The sequence below is a fragment of the Paraburkholderia sp. BR10872 genome (assembly GCF_040965835.1).
In the GTDB taxonomy this organism is placed as follows: Bacteria; Pseudomonadota; Gammaproteobacteria; order Burkholderiales; family Burkholderiaceae; genus Paraburkholderia; species Paraburkholderia nodosa_A.
In genome coordinates, this window is record NZ_JBFRCN010000004.1 from 40,111 (window position 1) to 61,590 (window position 21,480).

The 21,480-nt window shown below is 63.1% G+C and carries 19 protein-coding genes; all 19 read left to right on the top strand.

The window, feature by feature from the left end:
- Positions 1-131 precede the first annotated feature (131 nt).
- Positions 132-1,301: an ABC transporter substrate-binding protein gene (locus tag AB4Y43_RS04875; RefSeq protein WP_368727144.1), complete on the top strand. Its 1,170-nt coding sequence runs from the start codon at positions 132-134 to the stop codon at positions 1,299-1,301.
- Between the two features lie 235 nt (positions 1,302-1,536).
- The gene (locus tag AB4Y43_RS04880) at positions 1,537-2,592 is read left to right on the top strand and encodes a branched-chain amino acid ABC transporter permease (protein ID WP_368727145.1); all 1,056 of its coding nucleotides are present in this window, start codon (positions 1,537-1,539) and stop codon (positions 2,590-2,592) included.
- 4 nt (positions 2,593-2,596) lie between these two features.
- On the top strand, positions 2,597-4,384 hold the full coding sequence (locus tag AB4Y43_RS04885) for an ATP-binding cassette domain-containing protein (protein WP_368727146.1): 1,788 nt from the start codon (positions 2,597-2,599) through the stop codon (positions 4,382-4,384).
- Positions 4,381-5,130, top strand: coding sequence for an ABC transporter ATP-binding protein (locus AB4Y43_RS04890; protein WP_368727147.1), 750 nt, complete (start codon positions 4,381-4,383; stop codon positions 5,128-5,130). Before AB4Y43_RS04885 ends, AB4Y43_RS04890 begins: the two co-directional genes overlap by 4 nt.
- A 193-nt stretch (positions 5,131-5,323) precedes the next feature.
- Positions 5,324-7,291, top strand: a complete 1,968-nt coding sequence (gene mnmG, locus AB4Y43_RS04895; RefSeq protein WP_342949167.1) for a tRNA uridine-5-carboxymethylaminomethyl(34) synthesis enzyme MnmG — start codon at positions 5,324-5,326, stop codon at positions 7,289-7,291.
- On the top strand, positions 7,288-7,986 hold the full coding sequence (gene rsmG, locus AB4Y43_RS04900) for a 16S rRNA (guanine(527)-N(7))-methyltransferase RsmG (protein ID WP_368727148.1): 699 nt from the start codon (positions 7,288-7,290) through the stop codon (positions 7,984-7,986). Before mnmG ends, rsmG begins: the two co-directional genes overlap by 4 nt.
- 97 nt (positions 7,987-8,083) lie before the next feature.
- Complete coding sequence (locus AB4Y43_RS04905; protein WP_069264452.1) at positions 8,084-8,854, top strand: ParA family protein; 771 nt, start codon at positions 8,084-8,086, stop codon at positions 8,852-8,854.
- Between the two features lie 20 nt (positions 8,855-8,874).
- The gene (locus tag AB4Y43_RS04910; RefSeq protein WP_042265990.1) at positions 8,875-9,762 is read left to right on the top strand and encodes a ParB/RepB/Spo0J family partition protein; all 888 of its coding nucleotides are present in this window, start codon (positions 8,875-8,877) and stop codon (positions 9,760-9,762) included.
- An 85-nt stretch (positions 9,763-9,847) separates the two neighbouring features.
- Positions 9,848-10,963 carry an SLC13 family permease gene (locus AB4Y43_RS04915; RefSeq protein ID WP_256094702.1) on the top strand — a complete coding sequence of 372 codons (1,116 nt, stop codon included), beginning with the start codon at positions 9,848-9,850 and terminating at the stop codon, positions 10,961-10,963.
- A 297-nt stretch (positions 10,964-11,260) separates the two neighbouring features.
- Entirely contained in the window at positions 11,261-11,854 is a 594-nt protein-coding gene (locus tag AB4Y43_RS04920) for an ATP synthase subunit I (protein WP_083245236.1), read from the top strand.
- Between the two features lie 171 nt (positions 11,855-12,025).
- Positions 12,026-12,877 (top strand): F0F1 ATP synthase subunit A, encoded by an 852-nt coding sequence (gene atpB, locus AB4Y43_RS04925; RefSeq protein ID WP_069264450.1) that lies wholly within the window; start codon positions 12,026-12,028, stop codon positions 12,875-12,877.
- 66 nt (positions 12,878-12,943) lie between these two features.
- The gene (gene atpE, locus AB4Y43_RS04930) at positions 12,944-13,213 is read left to right on the top strand and encodes a F0F1 ATP synthase subunit C (RefSeq protein ID WP_028203308.1); all 270 of its coding nucleotides are present in this window, start codon (positions 12,944-12,946) and stop codon (positions 13,211-13,213) included.
- A 140-nt stretch (positions 13,214-13,353) separates the two neighbouring features.
- The gene (locus AB4Y43_RS04935) at positions 13,354-13,824 is read left to right on the top strand and encodes a F0F1 ATP synthase subunit B (protein ID WP_028213229.1); all 471 of its coding nucleotides are present in this window, start codon (positions 13,354-13,356) and stop codon (positions 13,822-13,824) included.
- A 2-nt stretch (positions 13,825-13,826) separates the two neighbouring features.
- Positions 13,827-14,366 carry a F0F1 ATP synthase subunit delta gene (locus tag AB4Y43_RS04940; RefSeq protein ID WP_028203310.1) on the top strand — a complete coding sequence of 180 codons (540 nt, stop codon included), beginning with the start codon at positions 13,827-13,829 and terminating at the stop codon, positions 14,364-14,366.
- Between the two features lie 67 nt (positions 14,367-14,433).
- Positions 14,434-15,975 carry a F0F1 ATP synthase subunit alpha gene (atpA, locus tag AB4Y43_RS04945; protein ID WP_069264448.1) on the top strand — a complete coding sequence of 514 codons (1,542 nt, stop codon included), beginning with the start codon at positions 14,434-14,436 and terminating at the stop codon, positions 15,973-15,975.
- Positions 15,976-16,064: 89 nt separating this feature from the next.
- On the top strand, positions 16,065-16,946 hold the full coding sequence (gene atpG, locus AB4Y43_RS04950; protein WP_069264446.1) for a F0F1 ATP synthase subunit gamma: 882 nt from the start codon (positions 16,065-16,067) through the stop codon (positions 16,944-16,946).
- Positions 16,947-17,033: 87 nt separating this feature from the next.
- On the top strand, positions 17,034-18,428 hold the full coding sequence (atpD, locus tag AB4Y43_RS04955; RefSeq protein WP_069264444.1) for a F0F1 ATP synthase subunit beta: 1,395 nt from the start codon (positions 17,034-17,036) through the stop codon (positions 18,426-18,428).
- Between the two features lie 79 nt (positions 18,429-18,507).
- Positions 18,508-18,933 carry a F0F1 ATP synthase subunit epsilon gene (locus AB4Y43_RS04960; protein ID WP_028203314.1) on the top strand — a complete coding sequence of 142 codons (426 nt, stop codon included), beginning with the start codon at positions 18,508-18,510 and terminating at the stop codon, positions 18,931-18,933.
- 333 nt (positions 18,934-19,266) lie between these two features.
- On the top strand, positions 19,267-21,027 hold the full coding sequence (locus AB4Y43_RS04965; protein ID WP_368727149.1) for an AMP-binding protein: 1,761 nt from the start codon (positions 19,267-19,269) through the stop codon (positions 21,025-21,027).
- Positions 21,028-21,480: the final 453 nt, after the last annotated feature.

Here is a 21,480-nt window from a genome sequence, read left to right on the forward strand (position 1 = left end):
GCAGGGAAAACCATGCATTACACGCGCGATCCCGATTACTACACTCAAAGGCCGGCGCCGATTCACGAACATCCTAGTAATCGGCGCAGGATCAATCGACAACACGCAGACCAAGCGTTTGGAGACGCGCAATGAAAACGAAGAAGTGGGTATTGAGCTCGATTAGTGCCGGACTCGCAGCGGCGCTGATGGGCACGGCGGGCATCGCCGCCGCGCAGGTGAAGATTGGTGTGACGCTCTCGGCAACGGGGCCGGCCGCGTCGCTCGGCATTCCCGAGAAGAACACCATCGCGCTGCTGCCCAAGGAGATCGCGGGCAAGAGCGTGCAGTACATCGTGCTCGACGACGCCTCGGACACGAGCAAGGCCGTGCAGAACACGCACAAGCTGATCGACGAAGACCACGTGGACGCCATCATCGGCTCGTCGGTCACGCCGAACTCGCTCGCCATGCTCGACGTCGTCGCGCAGGGCAAGACGCCGATGATTTCGCTCGCCGCATCCGCCGCGATCGTCGAGCCGATCGACGCGAAGCGTCAGTGGGCCTTCAAGACGCCGCAGAACGACAGCCTGATGGCCGACGCGCTCGCGAGCTACATGGAGAAGCAGGGCGTGAAGACGGTGGGCTTCATCGGCTTCACCGACGCCTACGGCGACAGCTGGCTCAAGGAGTTCACCAGCGCGGCCGGCAAGCACAACCTCAGGATCGTGGCGAATGAGCGCTACAACCGCACCGACTCGTCGGTGACGGGCCAGGCGCTCAAGCTGATGTCGGCGAACCCCGATGCGATTCTGATCGCAGGTTCCGGTACGCCCGCGGCGCTGCCCGCGACCACGCTCAAGGATCGCGGCTACAAGGGCAAGATCTATCAGACGCACGGCGTGGCGAATAACGACTTCCTGCGCGTCTGCGGCAAGGATTGCGAAGGCGAGCTGCTGCCCGCAGGCCCGATTCTCGTGGCCGACCAGTTGCCCGATTCGAACCCCGTGAAGAAGTCGGCACTGGCCTACAAGACGGCCTATGAGAAGGCCTATGGCGTTGGCACAGTGGCGACCTTCGGCGGTCATGCATGGGACGCCGGCCAGTTGCTCCAGCGCGCGATTCCGGTCGCGCTGAAGGCGGGCCAGCCGGGCACCGAGGCGTTCCGCGTGGCGCTGCGCGCCGCGCTCGAAAACTCGCAGGACGCGGCGGGCGCGCACGGCATCTTCAACATGAGCTCGACGGATCATGCGGGCCTCGACCAGCGCGCACGCGTGATCGTCGAGATCGTCAACAACAAGTGGAAGCTGCAGAGCGAATAACGTGCGGCGCACGGGAAAGCGCAGTGCGTTTTCCCGTGGAACACGCGCGCGCGTTACAGCGTCATTCTGGCCACTGAGAATCACGTACGAGCATGACCGGTGCGCAGCTCCGTTGCTGCGCACCGGCTTTTCACAGCCGAAGGCCGAACCGCGCCTTCGGCGGTTCTTTCCCGCATTGCCGTTTTTCGACGCCGCTGTTTTTCCAGGTTCCAGAAGGTTTCAGGAAGAGGGGAGTATGGATTTATCGATCGCCGCGATCCTCGCGCAGGACGGCATCACCACCGGTGCGATCTATGCGCTGCTAGCGCTCGCCCTGGTGCTGGTGTTTTCCGTGACGCGGGTGATCTTCATTCCGCAGGGCGAATTCGTTTCATTTGGCGCGCTCACGCTCGCCGCGCTGCAATCGCAGAAGTTTCCGGCCACCTGCTGGCTGCTCGTCGCGCTCGGTGCGGCGTGCTTCCTGGTCGAGACCGCCGGGCTCGTGCGTCACGCCGAACGGCGGCGCCACGCGGCGCGCACGCTCGTGACGCTTGCCGGCAAGTATCTGCTCTTTCCCATCGCGCTCTATGCGGTCACGCGCGGCGTAGCGAGCCAGCAGTTGCCGATGCTCGTACAGATCGCGCTCACGCTTGCGATCGTGGTGCCGATGGGGCCGTTCATCTATCGCCTCGCCTATGAGCCCATCGCCGAGGCGACCACGCTGCTGCTGCTGATCGTAGCGGTGGCCGTGCACTTCGCGATGGTGGGCCTCGGGCTCGTGATGTTCGGCGCGGAAGGCTCGCGCACGAACGCGTTCTCCGACGCCACGTTCAACATCGGCAGCCTGTCGATCTCGGGCCAAAGCCTCTGGGTGATCGGCACGGCCGCCGTGTTGATCGTCGCGCTGTATCTCTATTTCGATCGCACGATCTCGGGCAAGGCGCTGCGCGCGACCTCGGTGAACCGGCTCGGCGCGCGGCTCGTCGGCATCGGCACCACGCAGGCCGGGCGGCTCGCGTTCACGCTCGCCGCGGGCCTCGGTGCGCTGTGCGGCATTCTCGTCTCGCCGCTCACCACCATCTACTACGACTCGGGCTTTCTGATCGGCCTCAAGGGCTTCGTAGGCGCCATTATCGGCGGCCTGGTGAGCTATCCGCTGGCTGCGGCAGGGTCCGTGCTCGTGGGCCTGCTGGAGTCTTACTCGTCGTTCTGGGCGAGCTCTTACAAGGAAGTGATCGTGTTCACGCTGATCATCCCGGTGCTGCTGTGGCGCTCGCTCTCGACGCCGCACGCCGAAGAGGAAGAGGAGTGACGCGATGAAACGATTCGTCATGCACAACCGCTTCTTCTGGCTGTTCCTCGTGGTGATGTTCGCGTTGCCGGTGCTGCCGCATCCGGTGCACGTGCCCGAGTACTGGATCACGCTGCTCAACTACATCGGCCTGTATTCGATCGTCGCGATCGGGCTCGTGCTGCTCACCGGCATCGGCGGGATGACGAGCTTCGGGCAGGCCGCGTTCGTCGGGCTCGGGGCTTACGCGACTGCTTATCTGACGACGCAGTACGGCGTTTCGCCCTGGTTGGCACTCATCGTCGGCGTGGTGATCACGGCGCTCGTGGCGCTCGTTCTGGGGCTCGTCACGATGCGTCTGTCGGGCCACTTCCTGCCGCTCGGCACGATCGCCTGGGGCCTCGCGCTGTTCTTCCTGTTCGGCAACCTCGACATGCTCGGCAAGTACGATGGCATCAACGGCATTCCCGTGCTGAACGTGCTGGGCATCGACCTCGAATCGGGCCGCCATATCTACTACCTGATCTGGGTCGTGGTGCTTGCGTCCGTGGTGTCCGTTCAGAATCTGCTTAATAGCCGCATGGGGCGCGCGATTCGCGCGCTGCGCGGCGGCGGCATGATGGCCGAGGCCATGGGCGTGAACACCGGCTGGATGCGTGTGGTGATCTTCGTCTATGCGGCCGTGCTCGCAGCCGTTTCGGGCTTCCTGTACGCGCACTTGCAGCGCGCGGTGAACCCGACGCCGTTCGGTCTGAATCACGGCATCGAATATCTCTTCATGGCCGTGGTGGGCGGCGTGGCGCACGTCTGGGGCGCAGTGCTGGGCGCGGCGATTCTCACCGTGCTGCAGGACTGGCTGCAAACCCTGCTGCCGAAGCTGCTTGGCGAGAACGGCAACTTCGAGATCATCGTGTTCGGCATTCTGATGGTGCTGCTGCTGCAATACGCGCGGCGCGGCGTCTGGCCATTCGTGGCCCGCTTCTTCCCGCGTGGTCCGCAGGCGCATGTGCCCGAGCATGCCGAGGCTTTGCCGCAGCGCAGCAAGCCGGCAACGGGAGAAATGCTGCTGACGGTGAACAAGGCGCGCAAGCAGTTCGGCGGTCTCGTGGCGGTGAACGACGTGAGCTTCGAAGTGAAGGCGGGGCAGATCATCGGCCTGATCGGTCCCAACGGTGCGGGCAAGTCGACGACCTTCAATCTCGTGACCGGCGTGCTTCAGCCGACCAGCGGCGAGATCACGTTCCGCGGCGGGCGCATTGATCGCCTCACTTCACGTGAAATCGTCGCGCGCGGTATTGGCCGCACGTTCCAGCACGTCAAGTTGCTGCCGACGATGACGGTGCTCGAGAACGTCGCCATCGGTGCGCATCTGCGGGGTCACGCAGGCGTGCTGCGCAGCGTGGCCAAACTCAATGCCACGGAAGAGGGCAGGCTCATGAGCGAGGCCGCAAAGCAGATCCGTCGCGTGGGCCTCGAACAGCATATGTATGACGAAGCGGGCAGCCTCGCGCTCGGTCAGCAACGCATCCTCGAGATCGCCCGCGCGCTGTGCTGCGATCCGACCTTGCTGCTGCTCGACGAGCCTGCGGCTGGCCTGCGTTACAAGGAAAAGCAACAGTTGGCGGCATTGCTGCGCAAGCTGAGAGAAGAGGGGATGAGCGTGCTGCTGGTCGAACACGACATGGATTTCGTGATGAATCTCACCGACCGCCTCGTGGTGATGGAGTTCGGCACGCGTATCGCGGAAGGTTTGCCGCAAGAGGTGCAGAAGGATCCGGCCGTTCTGGAAGCGTATCTGGGCGGGGTGGAATGATGACGGCACCCGTTCTGGAAGTTTCCGGACTCGCCGTTCGCTACGGCAAGATCGAGGCGCTGCACAAGGCGGCGATCAGGGTGGGCGCGGGGCAGATCGTCTCCGTGATCGGTCCCAACGGCGCGGGCAAGTCCACGCTGCTCAACGCCATCATGGGCGCGCTGCCCGTGACGGGACATGCGAGCGGCCGCATCGCTTATATGGGCGAGGAGATCGGCGCGCTGCCGATCGAGCGGCGCGTGGCGCGCGGCATGTGTCTCGTGCCGGAAAAGCGCGAGTTGTTCGCCTCGATGACGGTGGAGGACAACCTCGTGCTCGGCGCGTATCGCCGCAAGCGCGCCGGTGAGCGTAATTTCCTCGACCAGCTCGAACCCGTTTTCACGCTGTTTCCGCGCTTGAAAGAACGCCGCACACAGGCGGCAGGTACGCTTTCGGGCGGCGAGCGCCAGATGCTCGCAGTCGGCCGCGCCTTGATGGGCAAGCCCGATCTGCTGATGCTCGACGAGCCGAGCCTCGGTCTCGCACCGCTGATCGTGAAGGAAATCTTCCACATCATCAGCGCGCTGCGGCAAACGGGCGTCGCGACGCTGCTCATCGAGCAGAACGCGCGCGCTGCACTGCAGATTTCCGACTACGGCTACGTGCTGGAAACTGGCGACCTGGCGCTAGAAGGACCGGCGGGGGAGTTGGCGCAGAACCCGCGCGTGATCGAAACGTATCTCGGGTTGGCGAAGAAACCGGTCTGACTTCGTCTATCGCTGTAGAAATGAGCGGCGTGTTTCACGTGAAACACGGCGCTTTTTTTTGTTCAACGCCGGCGCGTCTGGGGAACAAAATTCGGGTGTGAACGGCCGAAAACCCGAAACCGTTATAATTCGCGCATACCACTTTTTCCGAGAAGGCTCACGCGGTCGTTTCGTCCTTGCGTGAGGTCCCGCCATGCTTTATCCCACAGAGTTTGACGTAATCGTCGTCGGCGGCGGTCACGCCGGAACCGAGGCTGCGCTTGCCGCCGCCCGCATGGGCGTCAAGACGCTCCTGCTCACGCACAACATCGAAACGCTGGGCCAGATGAGCTGCAATCCGTCGATTGGCGGCATTGGCAAGGGCCATCTGGTCAAGGAAGTCGATGCACTCGGCGGCGCCATGGCCGCTGCGACGGACGAGGGCGGGATCCAGTTCCGCATTCTCAATTCGTCCAAGGGCCCGGCGGTTCGGGCGACGCGCGCGCAGGCCGACCGCATTCTTTATAAGGCGGCGATCCGGCGACGTCTCGAGAATCAGCCGAATCTGTGGCTGTTCCAGCAGGCCGTGGAAGACCTGATGGTCGAAGGCGACCGCGTCGTAGGCGCCGTCACGCAGGTGGGCATCCGCTTCCGCAGTCGTGCAGTCGTGCTGACGGCGGGGACTTTCCTCGACGGCAAGATCCACGTGGGCCTGAACAACTACACGGGCGGCCGCGCTGGCGATCCCGCTGCCGTGACGCTCTCGTCGCGCCTGAAGGAGCTGAAGCTGCCGCAGGGCCGTCTCAAGACGGGCACGCCGCCGCGTATCGATGGCCGCACGATCGACTTTTCGGTGCTCGAAGAGCAGCCCGGCGACCTCGATCCGGTGCCGGTGTTCTCGTTTCTCGGCCGCGCGGAGCAGCATCCGCGCCAGATTCCGTGCTGGGTCACGCATACGAATGAGCGCACCCACGACATCATTCGCGGCGGTCTCGACCGCTCGCCGATGTACACGGGCGTGATCGAAGGGGTAGGGCCACGCTATTGCCCGTCCATCGAGGACAAGATTCATCGCTTCGCGTCCAAGGAATCGCACCAGATCTTCCTCGAACCGGAAGGCCTGACGACGAACGAGTTCTACCCCAACGGCATCTCCACGAGCCTGCCGTTCGATGTGCAGCTCGAGCTCGTGCACTCGATGCGCGGCCTCGAGCACGCGCACATCCTGCGTCCGGGCTACGCGATCGAATACGACTATTTCGACCCGCGCGGCCTCAAGGCTTCGCTCGAAACCAAGGTGATCAACGGCCTGTTTTTTGCGGGCCAGATCAACGGCACGACGGGCTATGAAGAAGCGGCAGCACAAGGCTTGCTCGCCGGCATGAACGCAGGCCTCCAGGTGCAGGGCAAGGACGCATGGTGCCCGCGCCGCGATCAGGCGTACCTCGGCGTGCTGGTCGACGATCTGGTGACGCGTGGCGTTTCCGAGCCGTATCGCATGTTCACGAGCCGAGCCGAATACCGCTTGAGCCTGCGTGAAGACAATGCGGATATGCGCCTGACGGAGATCGGCCGCGAACTGGGCGTGATTGACGACGTCCGTTGGGACGCCTTCTCCCGTAAGCGTGATGCTGTTTCACGTGAAACAGAGCGTCTGAAGTCGACGTGGGTGAACCCCAAGACGCTTTCGGCCGAAGAAGCGACGGCATTGCTCGGCAAGTCGATCGACCGCGAATACAACCTCGCGGACCTGCTGCGCCGCCCTGGTGTGAGCTATGACGGCGTTTGCGGTCTGCGCGAAGGCGCTTGTGCGCCGGAAACCCCGCTCGCCGACGACGAGGTTCTGCTAGCCCAGATCAAGGAACAGATCGAAATCGGCATCAAATATCAGGGCTATATCGATCGCCAAGCCGACGAGATCGAACGCAACGGCGCGCAGGAAAATACCCGTCTGCCTGAAGGCATCGATTACGCGGAAGTGCGTGGCCTGTCGTTCGAGGCGCGCCAGAAGCTGAGCCAGTTCCGCCCTGAAACGATCGGCCAGGCGTCGCGCATTTCGGGCATTACGCCCGCCGCGATTTCGTTGCTGATGGTTCACCTCAAGCGTGGCCTTGGCCGCCGTCGCCAGAATCCGGGTGCTGCAGACGAAAGCGGCATCGACTCGACGCCGGTGGCGCAATGACGGGGCGCTCGAGGCAACCCGGCATTGCGGACCGCGACGCGCTCGCTCGTCTGCTGAAAGAGGGCGCTCAGGCGCTTGGCGTCGAACTCACCGAGCGGCAGCACGAGCAGTTGCTCGACTACGTTGCGCTGCTCGCGAAGTGGAACGCCGTGTACAACCTCACGGCGATTCGCGATCCGCGCCAGATGCTGATCCAGCACATTCTCGATTCGCTCTCGATCGTGCCGCACCTGCCCGCGCGCGCCGACGCAACGGTGCTCGATGTCGGCTCCGGCGGCGGACTGCCGGGCATCGTGCTCGCGATCGTGCGTCCGGACTGGCAGGTCACGCTCAACGATATCGTGCAGAAGAAGTCGGCGTTCCAGTCGCAGGCGAAGGCTGAACTCGGACTCGCGAACCTCTCGGTGGTGACAGGTCGGGTCGAATCGCTGCGTCCCGGCATCGAAGTATCGAAAAAATTCGATTTGATCGTGTCTCGGGCATTCGCGGATCTCGCCGATTTCGTTACACTGGCCCGTCATCTCGTTGCCGAGGGTGGCGCGATCTGGGCCATGAAGGGTGTGCACCCCGAAGGCGAGATCGAGCGTCTGCCGGCCGGCACCCGGGCGCTGAACACGATCCGCCTGAGCGTGCCGATGCTCGATGCGGAGCGCCACTTGATCGAAGTGTCGGTTGAGTCGGTCGCCGGGGCCTGAGCCGATCCGGCGATGGCCAATCGGCCGAAAGGTGCGCGAAGCAGTTGCGTAATAACGTAAGCAAACTTCTTAAGGCAGTAAAAGGGACACACAAAAGATGGCAAAAATCTTCTGCGTTGCGAACCAGAAGGGCGGCGTCGGCAAGACGACGACAACGGTCAATCTCGCCGCGAGCCTCGCATCGCAGGGACAACGTGTCCTTCTCATCGACCTCGACCCGCAGGGCAACGCCACGATGGGCAGCGGCATCGACAAGGCCGCGTGCGAGAACACGGTCTACGAGGTGCTCGTCGACGGTGTCACGGTGAACGCCGCGCGCACGCGACCGGAACAGGTCGGCTACGACGTCCTGCCGGCCAACCGCGAGCTGGCCGGCGCCGAGGTCGAACTCGTGACGGTCGAGCAGCGCGAGCGGCGCCTGAAGGCCGCGCTCGCCGAAGTCGACGCCGATTACGACTTCGTCCTCATCGATTGCCCGCCGGCGCTTTCGCTGCTCACGCTCAACGGCCTGTGCGCCGCCCATGGCGTGGTGATCCCGATGCAGTGCGAATACTTCGCGCTCGAAGGTCTTTCGGATCTCATCAATACGATCAAGCAGGTCCACGCGAACATGAATCGCGACCTGAAAGTGATCGGCCTTCTGCGCGTGATGTTCGATCCGCGCATTACGCTGCAGCAGCAGGTTTCCGAGCAGTTGAAAGAGCACTTCGGCGACAAGGTCTTCGATGCCGTGATCCCGCGCAACGTCCGCCTCGCTGAAGCGCCGAGCTACGGCTTGCCGGGCGTGGTGTTCGATCGCGCCTCGCGCGGCGCACAGGCCTATGTGCAGTTCGGCGCGGAAATGATCGAGCGCGTGCGCGCACTCTGACGAGAGACTGGGGAAGCACGATGAATGCAGTAGCACGGAAGAAGGGGCTGGGCCGGGGGCTGGAAGCATTGCTCGGCGGCAGCGCGGACATCACCGAGGCGGTGAAGATCGACGGCGCGCCTAACACGCTGCCGCTCACGCAGATGCAGGCCGGCAAGTATCAGCCGCGCACGCGCATGGACGAGGGCGCGCTCCAGGAGCTGGCCGCGAGCATTCGCGCGCAGGGTCTGATGCAGCCGATTCTCGTGCGCCCGGTTGCGACGGGGCGCTACGAAATCATCGCGGGCGAGCGGCGCTTCCGTGCTGCGCACATCGCTGGCCTCACCGAAGTGCCGGTGCTCGTGAAGGATGTGCCCGACCAGGCCGCCGCCGCGATGGCACTGATCGAGAACATCCAGCGCGAGGACCTGAATCCGCTGGAAGAGGCGCAGGGCATCCAGCGCCTGCTCGACGAGTTCAGCTTCACGCACGAGCAGGCGGCCGAGTCGGTGGGACGCTCGCGCAGCGCGGTGTCGAACCTGCTGCGTTTGCTCAATCTCGCGGCGCCCGTGCAGACCATGCTGCTGGCCGGCGACCTCGACATGGGCCACGCCCGTGCGCTGCTCGCCGTGGACGCGGCCACGCAGATCACGCTGGCGAACCAGGTGGTCAACAAGCGGATGTCGGTGCGTGAAACGGAGAAGCTCGTTTCGGCCACCACGAAGGCCGCACCGGCAGTCAAGGCGAAGGCCGCGCACGATGGCGGGCGCGACACGCGCCGCCTCGAAGAGGAATTGTCGGACCTGCTCGCCGCATCGGTGAAGATCAAGCTCGGCCGACGCGGGCGAGGGCAGCTCACGGTCGACTTCGGCGACCTCGACGCGCTTGACGGCATCCTGCTGCGCCTGCGCGGCGAGACGGCAGCGTGATGGGCACGATGCGCGCCGCCGCGGCTAACGCGCGCGCCGGCGCATAAAGCCGGTGCGCGAATCGGAGCAGGGGGCGCCTGAGCCCTTGAGCCTGTTGCGCCGCATCGGCGCATTCGCCGTTTCGGAGCCGGTGCTCGCGATCCTCATCGTGGCGTTCGTGGCGTTGCAGATTTACGCACCTCGTCCCATCGCCTCGCTGCCCGCACTTGTCGACTGGCAAACGGTGATGACCCTCGCGGGTCTGCTCATTCTGACGAAGGGTATCGAATATTCAGGACTGCTGACCTGGCTCGCGCACAAGCTCGTCCACTACATTCACTCGGAGCGCGGGCTCGCGTTGCTGCTCGTCGCGCTGGCCGCGGTGCTGGCGATGATCGTGACCAACGATGTGGCGCTTTTCGTCGTGGTGCCGCTCGTGCTGTCGCTGCACAAGCTCACGCCGCTGCCGCTCAAGCGCCTCGTGATCGTCATCGCGCTTGCCGTGAACGCGGGGTCGGTGCTCACGCCGCTCGGCAACCCGCAGAACCTGTTTCTCTGGCAGGTGAGCGGGGTATCGTTCGGACGCTTCGTCGTGGGGCTCGCACCGCTTTGCGCGTTGCTCATGGCGATGCTCATCCTGCTCACGGCGTTTCTTTTCAAGACCGTACCGCTCGATCTCTCGAAAGACGCCGCGCCGCAGCGCGTCGACCGGGCGCTTGCGAGCGTGGCGGCTGTGCTCTTCGTCGCGTTCGTGCTGCTCGCCGATGCGCACCACGCAGGCGTTGCACTTGCCGCCGTCGCCGCGGGCTTTGTGATCTGGCGCATTCGCATCGTGCTCAAGATCGACTGGCTGCTGCTGCTGATCTTCGTGCTGATGTTCATCGTCCTGCGCAGCGTGGCCGCGCTGCCCGCCATCCATCACGCGCTGACGTCACTGTCGCTGCAAACGCCGATGCGCGCTTTTGCCGCAGGGGCGGTGCTGTCGCAAGTGATTAGCAATGTTCCGGCCGCCATTGTGCTCGCGGGTTTCACGCATGACTGGCGCGCGCTCGCGTTCGGCGTGAGCGTGGGGGGCTTCGGGGTGGCCATCGGCTCGCTGGCGAACCTCATCGCCGTGCGTCTGTCCGGCCAGCGCGGCGTGTGGTTGCTGTTTCACCTGGTCGCCGTGCCGTTCTGGATCGCGGCCTTTTTGGGCGGCGCGCTGCTGCTGCATCTGTTCTGACGGCACCCCGTCCCACATCCTGGCGCATAGCCCGGATTGCGCGCCAGATGGGCTCGAAATTACCTGGTCATCCTGATGATTGCGCGTTGCCTGCTGCATCCCTTACAGTTACCGGTCACACCCTCGCGGCGCTGAGTTTTCCGCATCATGAAGTCGCATTTCACGGGTGTTATTGAAGGGCCTAAAGTCTTGAATTGCCTGCAACTATCGCTTACAATCGCCCGGATTTATTTGGTTGGCGATGCCGTAAGTACGCTGTAATAAAACGCGTGCAAGGCGAATTTCCGGAATAAAGCGATGGTGGGTCAGAGGCCAGACGAAGCGCCACAGGCGCATGAAGGGCCCGATGTACCGCCGGGCGCAGCCGGAGCATCCAGCCGGGGGCAGGATGCAGCGGCAAGAACTTCCGGACGCGTTGTTTCCAAAGCGGATCACAACGCGCGCTGGGATGAACTGGACGCCAGCCAGCAAGATAACAACGACATCGTTCCGCTCACCCGGGCCGAAGCCGAGCAAATTTTCGGCGCACAGGTGAGTCGCCCATCGCGCGTCACGCCGTTTCGTGTCGTCGCGGCGCAAGTGGTTTTGTCCCTGGTTGCAACGTTGGCGTGGTGGCTGTTTTATAAGCCGCCGGGCAGTGCTGCGTTGTCGGCCTTCCTGGGCGGAGCGATCTGCTGGTTACCCGGTGCGCTGTTCGCGGCGCGCCTGAAGCAGTTGAGCAGGGCGGGCACCGTATTTAACTGGATGCTCGGTGAAGCCTTCAAGATGGGGGCGACGATTGCGATGTTCGTCGCCATCGCGTTCTGGTATCACGACGTGCTGTGGATTCCGCTGCTCGTCACGTACCTGATCGCACTAAAGACATACTGGATCGCGCTCGCGTGGCGCTGACCCGCCAACATCGCGCCGCCTCAAATCAGGGCGTCGAAGCGATGACGGTGGAAGTTAGCTGGCCGATGCGAAGCAGATAAGACACGATCCACGGCGGCGTGTTCCCGCAATACAGTATTGCGGCGGGAACGGCCGAAAACGATTTTCGACAATTTGGGTGGCTCTAACGATATGGCAGCTAGCGAAGGAACGAGCGGACCGGGTCCGTCCGAGTACATTGCTCACCACTTGCAGAACTTTGCGACCTCGCACCAGACGTCGATCGTCGACTTCAGCGTCTGGAACATCGACACGCTGTTCTGGTCGATTCTGTGCGGCGTCGTGACGATCCTCATCCTGCGCCTCGCTGCGCGCAAGGCGACCCCGGGCGTACCGGGCCGCTTCCAGTGCGCCATCGAAATGCTGGTCGAGATGGTCGAGGACCAGTCCAAGTCCATCGTCCATGGCAACCGCGCATTCATCGCACCGCTCGCGCTGACCGTGTTCATCTGGGTCGCGCTCATGAACTCGCTCGACTTCATTCCCGTCGACCTGCCCACGCGCGTGATCGGCTGGCTCGGCCTGTCCGAAGCACTGCCGCACCAGCGCATCGTCCCGACTGCCGACCTCAACGGCACGTTCGGCATCGCGCTCGGCGTGTTCGTGCTGATGATTTACTACAACCTCAAGATCAAGGGTCCTGGCGGCTTCGCACACGAGCTGCTCTCGGCCCCGTTCGGCGCGCATCCGCTGCTGTGGATCCCGAACCTTGCACTGAACATCATCGAGTTCGTCGCCAAGACGGTTTCGCTCGCCCTGCGGTTGTTCGGCAACATGTATGCAGGCGAGCTGCTGTTCCTGCTGATCGCGCTGCTGGGCGGTCTGTGGAGCTTCGGCGCGGACACGACGGTGCTTGGCTTCATCGGCCACGTGATTGCGGGCAGCGTCTGGGCGATCTTCCACATCCTGATCGTTCTGCTGCAGGCGTTCATTTTCATGATGCTGACGCTGGTGTACATCGGCCAGGCACACGACAAGCACTAAGTGCTCGTCAAACCAGATTTGCAGTTTTAAATCCCCAGTTCCAGAAAATCTCAATAAGGAGTGATCATGCAAGCTTTCATCGCCAACATCCAGGGTTTCACGGCCATCGGTATCGGCATCATCATCGGCCTGGGTGCAATCGGCGCCTGTATCGGTATCGGCCTGATGGGCGGCAAGTACATCGAAGCCTGCGCACGTCAGCCTGAACTGATGAACCCGCTGCAGACGAAGATGTTCCTGCTGGCTGGTCTGATCGATGCAGCGTTCCTGATTGGCGTTGGTGTTGCAATGCTGTTCGCGTTCGCTAACCCGCTGCTCTCGAAGCTCGCGGGCTAAGTTCCCTGGAAGGTTGCGCCTGACCTATAACGGGTAGTGGGCGCATGGCGGAACGGGAGACGAGGCGCTGATCGAGTTTCACAACCGATGAGCGCCTTGCCGTTTCAATTCCCCGGAATAGCAACGATTAAGGAAACACCGTGAATCTCAACGCAACCCTGTTTGCGCAAATGGTCGTGTTCCTGATCCTCGCGTGGTTCACGATGAAGTTCGTGTGGCCGCCGTTGATCAACGCCCTCGACGAGCGCTCGAAGAAGATCGCAGACGGCCTCGCCGCTGCGGAAAAGGGCAAGGCGGAACTCGAAGCGGCGCACAAGCGCGTCGGCGAAGAGCTCGCTACGGCCCGTAACGAGGGTCAAAGCCGTATCGCCGACGCTGAAAAGCGCGCACTGGCGGTCGCAGAAGAAATCAAGGCCCAGGCACACGCCGAAGCGGCACGCATCATCGCTCAGGCGAAGGCCGACGCCGACCAGCAGGTGGTCAAGGCACGCGAAGCCCTGCGCGCCGAAGTCGCCGCCCTCGCCGTGCAAGGCGCCGAGCAGATCCTGAAGCGCGAAGTCGATCAGTCGGCCCACGCCGAACTGCTGAATCAACTGAAAGCCGAGCTCTGATCATGGCCGAACTTGCAACCATCGCCCGCCCGTACGCAGAAGCATTGTTTGGCGTGGCCGAAGCTGGTGACACCGCCGCCTGGTCCACGCTCGTTTCGGAGCTGGCACAGGTTGCGGCCTTGCCCGAGGTGCAGTCGGTCGCGACGAGCCCGAAGGTGAGCCATGCCCAGGTCGCCGAGCTGCTGCTCGCGGCGGTGAAGTCGCCGGTCAAGGAATCGGCCGAGGTGAAGAACCTCGTGCAGATGCTGATCGAGAATCATCGCCTGGCGCTGCTGCCGGAAATCCAGACGCAGTTCGAAGCGCTCAAGAACGCCAAGGCAGGTGCTGCTGACGCAGTGATCGTCAGCGCGTTCCCGCTCGAAGGCGCCCAGTTGAACGACCTCGTCGCCAGCCTCGAACGCAAGTTCAAATGCAAGCTGAAGCCGACCGTCGAGATCGACAACTCGCTCATCGGCGGCGTGCGCGTCACGGTCGGCGACGAAGTGCTCGATACCTCGGTCCGCGCGCGGCTCGCCAGCATGCAGGCGGCGTTGACCGCCTGAGCGCCTCGATTGCAGAAATCGGGCGCGGCGGCTGGCACGCAACAGAATTGAACATCAGGAGCGAATAATGCAACTCAATCCCTCTGAGATCAGCGAGCTGATCAAGAGCCGGATCCAGGGCCTTGAAGCGAGCGCAGACGTTCGCAATCAGGGCACCGTGATCTCCGTGACCGACGGTATCGTGCGTATCCACGGCCTGTCGGACGTGATGCAGGGCGAAATGCTCGAATTCCCGGGCAATACCTTCGGCCTCGCGCTGAACCTCGAGCGCGACTCGGTCGGCGCCGTGATTCTGGGTGAGTACGAGCACATCTCGGAAGGCGACATCGTCAAGACGACGGGCCGCATTCTCGAAGTGCCGGTTGGCCCCGAACTGATCGGCCGCGTGGTCGACCCGCTCGGCAACCCGATCGACGGCAAGGGCCCGGTCAACGCGAAGATGACCGACGCGATCGAAAAGATCGCTCCGGGCGTGATCTGGCGTGAAGGCGTGTCGCAGCCGGTGCAAACGGGTCTGAAGTCGATCGACTCGATGGTGCCGATCGGCCGTGGCCAGCGTGAGCTGATCATCGGCGACCGTCAGTGCGGCAAGACCGCGGTGGCCGTCGACACGATCATCAATCAGAAGGGCAAGGACCTCATCTGTATCTACGTCGCCATCGGTCAGAAGGCTTCGTCGATCCAGAACGTGCTGCGCAAGCTCGAAGAAACGGGCGCGATCGAATACACGATCGTCGTTGCCGCTTCGGCTTCGGAATCGGCCGCGCTGCAGTACCTCGCGCCGTACGCCGGCTGCACGATGGGCGAATACTTCCGCGACCGCGGTCAAGACGCCCTGATCATCTATGACGACTTGACCAAGCAAGCCTGGGCATACCGTCAGATCTCGCTGCTGCTGCGCCGCCCGCCGGGCCGTGAAGCTTACCCCGGCGACGTGTTCTACCTCCACTCGCGTCTGCTCGAGCGCGCCGCGCGCGTGTCGGCCGATTACGTCGAGAAGTTCACGAACGGCGAAGTGAAGGGCAAGACGGGTTCGCTCACCGCACTGCCGATCATCGAAACGCAAGCCGGCGACGTGACCGCATTCGTTCCGACGAACGTGATCTCGATTACCGACGGCCAGATCTTCCTGGAAACCGACCTCTTCAACGCGGGCATCCGCCCGGCAATCAACGCCGGCGTGTCGGTGTCGCGTGTGGGTGGTGCGGCTCAAACGAAGGTCGTGAAGAAGCTGTCGGGCGGTATCCGTACCGACCTCGCGCAGTACCGTGAACTGGCTGCATTCGCCCAGTTCGCATCGGACCTCGACGAAGCGACCCGCAAGCAGCTCGAGCGCGGCCGCCGCGTGACGGAACTGCTCAAGCAGCCGCAGTATCAGCCGCTGCAAGTGTGGGAACTGGCTGTTGCGCTGTTCTCGGCGAACAACGGCTACCTCGACGACATCGACGTCAAGGACGTCCTGCCGTTCGAAAAGGGCCTGCGCGAATACCTGAAGTCGAAGCACGCTGACCTCGTCGCGCGCATCGAGGACAAGAAGGACCTGTCGAAGGACGACGAGAACGCGCTCCACGCGGCTCTCAAGGACTTCAAGAAGTCCGGCGCATATTGATCCGTCCGGGAATCAAACACGATAAACGGACTGGGACCCGGGTAAGTGCTGAATGAAGCGCTGACCCGGGTCGACAAAGGAGCAAAGCAATGGCTGGAATGAAGGAAATTCGCGGCAAGATCAAGAGCGTGCAAAACACGCGCAAGATCACCAAGGCGATGGAAATGGTCGCGGCGTCGAAAATGCGCCGTGCCCAGGAGCGCATGCGCGCCGCCCGCCCGTATGCCGACAAGGTCCGCGACATCGCTGCGCACATGAGCCGTGCGAACCCCGAGTACCGCCACCCGTTCATGGTGGAAAACACCGGTGCGAAGGTCGCAGGCGTGATTCTCGTCACGACCGACAAGGGTCTGTGCGGCGGGATGAACACCAACGTGCTGCGCGCGACGCTGCAGAAGTTCAAGGAGCTGGAAGCATCCGGCACGACGATCGAAGCAACTGCGATCGGCAGCAAGGGCCTCGGTTTCCTGAATCGTCTGCGCGCGAAGGTCGTCTCGAACGTTGTGCAACTCGGCGACACGCCGCACCTCGAAAAGCTGATCGGCGCGATCAAGGTGCAGCTCGACCAGTACTCGGAAGGCAAGCTTTCCGCCGTGTACCTCGCGTACACGCGCTTCGTCAACACGATGAAGCAGGAGCCTGTAATCGAGCAACTGCTGCCGCTGTCGGCCGAGCGTCTGGAAGCGGATGACGACGGCACGACGCCGAAGTCGGCGTGGGACTACATCTACGAGCCGGACGCGCAAACCGTCGTGGACGAACTGCTGGTGCGCTATGTCGAAGCTCTGGTCTATCAGGCCGTGGCGGAAAACATGGCTTCGGAGCAGTCGGCCCGTATGGTGGCGATGAAGGCGGCGTCGGACAACGCGAAGACGGTCATCAACGAACTGCAGCTCTCGTACAACAAGAGCCGCCAGGCCGCGATTACGAAGGAACTTTCGGAAATCGTCGGCGGCGCAGCAGCCGTTTGATCAAGCGACGAGCGCGAACCGATTGCGAAACCGCGCCGGTGTATGCCGGTGAGCGAGTGAAGAATTCAGGTATCTAAAGGAAAATCGATGAGTACAACTGCTTTGGTAGAAGGCAAGATCGTACAGTGCATCGGCGCGGTGATCGACGTGGAATTCCCGCGCGAGAGCATGCCGAAGATCTACGACGCGCTGATTCTCGAAGGGTCGGAACTGACCCTGGAAGTGCAGCAGCAGCTGGGCGACGGCGTTGTCCGCACCATCTGTCTGGGTTCTGCTGACGGCCTGCGCCGCGGCACCGTGGTCAAGAACACGGGCAACCCCATCCGCGTGCCGGTCGGCAAGCCGACCCTCGGCCGCATCATGGACGTGCTCGGCCGTCCGATCGACGAAGCTGGCCCGATCGTGAGCGAAACGACGCGCTCGATCCACCAGAAGGCTCCGGCGTTCGACGAGCTGTCGCCGTCGGCGGAACTGCTCGAAACCGGCATCAAGGTTATCGACCTGATCTGCCCGTTCGCAAAGGGCGGCAAGGTCGGTCTGTTCGGTGGTGCTGGCGTGGGCAAGACCGTCAACATGATGGAGCTCATCAACAACATCGCCAAGGAACACGGTGGTTTCTCCGTGTTTGCGGGCGTGGGCGAGCGTACCCGTGAGGGCAACGACTTCTACCACGAAATGAAGGACTCGAACGTTCTCGACAAGGTCGCGCTGGTGTACGGCCAGATGAACGAGCCGCCGGGCAACCGTCTGCGCGTCGCGCTGACCGGTCTGACGATGGCCGAGCACTTCCGCGACGAAGGCCTCGACGTGCTGTTCTTCGTCGACAACATCTACCGTTTCACGCTGGCTGGCACCGAAGTATCGGCACTGCTCGGCCGTATGCCGTCGGCAGTGGGCTATCAGCCGACGCTGGCTGAAGAAATGGGCAAGCTGCAAGAGCGCATCACGTCGACCAAGAAGGGCTCGATTACGTCGGTTCAGGCCGTGTACGTCCCTGCGGACGACTTGACCGACCCGTCGCCGGCTACGACCTTCGGCCACCTGGACGCAACCGTCGTGCTGTCGCGTGACATCGCCTCGCTGGGTATCTACCCGGCAGTCGACCCGCTCGACTCGACCTCGCGCCAGATCGACCCGAACGTGATCGGCGAAGAGCACTACTCGATCACGCGCGGCGTGCAGCAAACGCTGCAGCGCTACAAGGAACTGCGCGACATCATCGCGATTCTGGGCATGGACGAACTGTCGCCGGAAGACAAGCTGACGGTGGCCCGCGCTCGCAAGATCCAGCGTTTCCTGTCGCAGCCGTTCCACGTCGCGGAAGTCTTCACGGGCTCGCCGGGCAAGTACGTGCCGCTGAAGGAAACGATTCGCGGCTTCAAGATGATCGTTGACGGCGAATGCGATCACCTGCCGGAGCAGGCGTTCTACATGGTCGGCACGATCGACGAAGCCTTCGAAAAGGCCAAGAAGATCCAGTAAGGGTTAGTTGCCGAAGTGCGGATAAGTCGCGCGACTTATCCGCCACAGCAGCCAATTAATCCCCAAGGAGTCGACACATATGGCAGCAACCATCAAGGTAGACGTCGTCAGCGCCGAAGAGAGCATCTTCGACGGCCAGGCGAAGTTCGTCGCGCTTCCGGGCGAGGCGGGCGAGCTGGGCATTCTGCCGGGGCACACGCCGCTCATCACGCGTATTCGTCCGGGCGCAGTGCGCATCGTGGCGGAAGACGGCGGTGAAGAGTTCGTGTTCGTCGCCGGCGGCATTCTCGAAGTGCAGCCGGGCGCCGTCACGGTGCTCGCCGACACCGCGATCCGCGGCAAGGATCTCGACGAGGCAAAGGCTACGGAAGCGCGCAAGCGCGCTGAAGAGACGCTGCAGAACGCCGGCTCGAACCTCGAGTACGCCACCGCCCAGGCCGAACTGGCCTACGCGGTCGCGCAGCTCGCGGCGATCCAGCGCCTGCGCAAGATGAACCAGCACTAATGGGTTCTCGTACGCGCCCCCTCGTGGGGCCGCGTTCGAAGCAAAAAAGGGCTCCCCGGTTGGGGAGCCCTTTTTGCATGTGCGCGCCGGTGGGCGGGCACGGCCCAATGGCACCGCGATGAAAAACGCGGCATAAATGCCGTGAGCCACGGAGGTCGACCAAAACGCTCCGGCATACTTGACGTTTACGGAAAGGTAATGCCAAATCATTCGTTCGCAGCCGGCCCAGACCCTGCGGGTAAGACTTGATGCCGCCCCCAGTCAAGCCGGTGGCACAATGGTTTTCAAATTCATTTCAAACGCGGGAGTGACGCTCCCCAGGAGACAGCCATCATGGCAATCGACGCAGCAGGCGCGCGCGCCGCGCCCGGTGTACATGAGCCGCTCATCGCGCCGAAAGAAGGGCTTTCCTACGTGCGAGGCACGTCCGACGTGCCGCTCAGCGACGCGACTCTCGGCACGTTCCTGCAGGAGACCGCCAACCGCTTCCCCGAGCGGCCTGCCGTGGTGTTCCGCGAGCAGGGCATCCGCTGGAACTGGCGCGAGTTCGCCGCGGAAGTGGACGTGCTCGCGGCCGGTTTTGCCGAGCTAGGCATCGTCAAGGGAGACCGCGTCGGCATCTGGTCGCCCAATCGCGTCGAATGGCTGCTCACCCAGTTTGCGACCGCGCGTATCGGTGCGGTGCTCGTCAACATCAATCCCGCCTATCGTCTTGCCGAACTCGAATACGCGCTGAACAAGGTCGGCTGCAAGGCGATCGTCTCGGCGGAGAGCTTCAAGACCTCGAAGTATCTGGAAATGCTGCAGACGCTCGCGCCCGAGCTTGCGAGCGCCACGCCCGGCCAGCTGCAGGCCGCGCGCCTGCCCGAACTGCGCGCGGTCGTGCGCATGTGCGACACGGCCACGCCCGGCATGCTCTGCTTCAGCGAACTCGTGGAGATGGGCCGCGAGCGCATCGCGCGCGACGGCACGGCGTGGCTCGACGCGATCAACGCGACGCTATCGCCCGACGAGGCCATCAACATCCAGTTCACGAGTGGCACGACCGGTAATCCGAAGGGCGCGACGCTCACGCACCGCAACGTGCTCAACAACGGACGTTTCATCGCCCAGGCGATGCGCCTCACCGAAGAAGATTCGCTTTGCATTCCGGTGCCGCTCTATCACTGCTTTGGCATGGTGCTCGCGGTGCTCGCGTGCGTATCCGTTAGCGCGAACATGGTGTTCCCGGGTGAGGCGTTCGATCCGCGCGCGACGCTCGAAGCCGTCTCGGAAGAGGGCTGCACGGCCTTGCACGGCGTGCCCACGATGTTCATCGCGGAGCTCGATCATCCGGAGTTCGCACGCTTCGATCTTTCGAAGCTGCGCACGGGCATCATGGCCGGCTCGCCGTGCCCGATCGAGACGATGAAGCGCGTGGTCTCCAGGATGCATCTCGCCGAAATCACGATCGCCTACGGCATGACGGAAACGAGCCCGGTGTCGTTCCAGAGCTCGACCACCGACCCGCTCGACAAGCGCACGACCACCGTGGGCCGCATTCAGCCGCATCTCGAAGTGAAGATCGTCGACGCGCTCGGCAATATCGTGCCGGTGGGCGAAACGGGCGAGCTGTGCACGAAGGGCTATTCGGTGATGCAGGGCTACTGGGGCGACGCGGAGAAGACGGCCGAGTCGATCGTCGATGGCTGGATGCATACGGGCGATCTCGCGACGATCGATGCCGAAGGCTACTGCAACATCGTCGGTCGCCTCAAGGACATGCTGATCCGCGGCGGCGAGAACATCTATCCGCGAGAGATCGAAGAGTTTCTGTTCCGCCACCCGAAGGTGCAGTCCGCGCAGGTGTTCGGCGTGCCCGATGCGAAGTACGGCGAGGAAGTGTGCGCGTGGATCGTGCTCCGCCCGGGCGAAGCGGCAACGGCCGAGGAGATTCAGGCGTTCTGCCAGGGGCAGATTGCCCACTACAAGATCCCGAAGTACATCCGCTTCGTCGACGAACTGCCGATGACCGTGACAGGCAAGGTGCAGAAGTTCGTGATGCGCGCGCGCATGATCGACGAGCTCAAGATCAACGAGCAGAAGACGGCTTGATACGAGGTTCGATGCAATGCCGCGGCGGACGATTCAAGGCGTCGCTGCGGCATTGCAGAACGCGCAAAAATAGTCGGGAAACCGAACGACTATTTGACGCTGGAGGGAGTGGGGGCAGAGCGATGCCTGTTGAATAACGAAACGTACAGGCGAAAAAAAAGCGGGCCTGGAGCCCGCTAAAAACCACACGCTACGGGGTTAGCGCGAGGAGACCAAAGGAGGAGCCGGGTCATGAAACGTCTTCGACGCCGGTCACGGCTCCAACAAGGATGCCCCTCGAGAGGGCTTCGGCGTAGGGCCGACCGGCTGGTGTTTTGTGTCCGCTCACACTGGCACCGCGCCACATCCGTGTTGAAACCGTTGAAGGCATTGTGGGCGAATTAAGATAGGTTCGCGGTAACAAAGTGTTTCAGGTTGTAACGCCCGTCAGATAAGGCTCTGCGGCGCTTTTTG

Excerpts from the sequence above, each read along its gene's own strand:
- AB4Y43_RS04920 (WP_083245236.1), top strand. The coding sequence starts at position 11,261 with ATGGTGGGTCAGAGGCCAGACGAAGCGCCACAGGCGCATGAAGGGCCC.
- AB4Y43_RS04940 (WP_028203310.1), top strand. The coding sequence starts at position 13,827 with ATGGCCGAACTTGCAACCATCGCCCGCCCGTACGCAGAAGCATTGTTT.
- atpE (WP_028203308.1), top strand. The coding sequence starts at position 12,944 with ATGCAAGCTTTCATCGCCAACATCCAGGGTTTCACGGCCATCGGTATC.
- atpA (WP_069264448.1), top strand. The coding sequence starts at position 14,434 with ATGCAACTCAATCCCTCTGAGATCAGCGAGCTGATCAAGAGCCGGATC.
- AB4Y43_RS04905 (WP_069264452.1), top strand. The coding sequence starts at position 8,084 with ATGGCAAAAATCTTCTGCGTTGCGAACCAGAAGGGCGGCGTCGGCAAG.
- AB4Y43_RS04960 (WP_028203314.1), top strand. The coding sequence starts at position 18,508 with ATGGCAGCAACCATCAAGGTAGACGTCGTCAGCGCCGAAGAGAGCATC.
- AB4Y43_RS04880 (WP_368727145.1), top strand. The coding sequence starts at position 1,537 with ATGGATTTATCGATCGCCGCGATCCTCGCGCAGGACGGCATCACCACC.
- AB4Y43_RS04890 (WP_368727147.1), top strand. The coding sequence starts at position 4,381 with ATGATGACGGCACCCGTTCTGGAAGTTTCCGGACTCGCCGTTCGCTAC.
- AB4Y43_RS04910 (WP_042265990.1), top strand. The coding sequence starts at position 8,875 with ATGAATGCAGTAGCACGGAAGAAGGGGCTGGGCCGGGGGCTGGAAGCA.
- AB4Y43_RS04885 (WP_368727146.1), top strand. The coding sequence starts at position 2,597 with ATGAAACGATTCGTCATGCACAACCGCTTCTTCTGGCTGTTCCTCGTG.
- rsmG (WP_368727148.1), top strand. The coding sequence starts at position 7,288 with ATGACGGGGCGCTCGAGGCAACCCGGCATTGCGGACCGCGACGCGCTC.
- AB4Y43_RS04875 (WP_368727144.1), top strand. The coding sequence starts at position 132 with ATGAAAACGAAGAAGTGGGTATTGAGCTCGATTAGTGCCGGACTCGCA.
- AB4Y43_RS04965 (WP_368727149.1), top strand. The coding sequence starts at position 19,267 with ATGGCAATCGACGCAGCAGGCGCGCGCGCCGCGCCCGGTGTACATGAG.
- atpB (WP_069264450.1), top strand. The coding sequence starts at position 12,026 with ATGGCAGCTAGCGAAGGAACGAGCGGACCGGGTCCGTCCGAGTACATT.
- mnmG (WP_342949167.1), top strand. The coding sequence starts at position 5,324 with ATGCTTTATCCCACAGAGTTTGACGTAATCGTCGTCGGCGGCGGTCAC.
- atpD (WP_069264444.1), top strand. The coding sequence starts at position 17,034 with ATGAGTACAACTGCTTTGGTAGAAGGCAAGATCGTACAGTGCATCGGC.
- atpG (WP_069264446.1), top strand. The coding sequence starts at position 16,065 with ATGGCTGGAATGAAGGAAATTCGCGGCAAGATCAAGAGCGTGCAAAAC.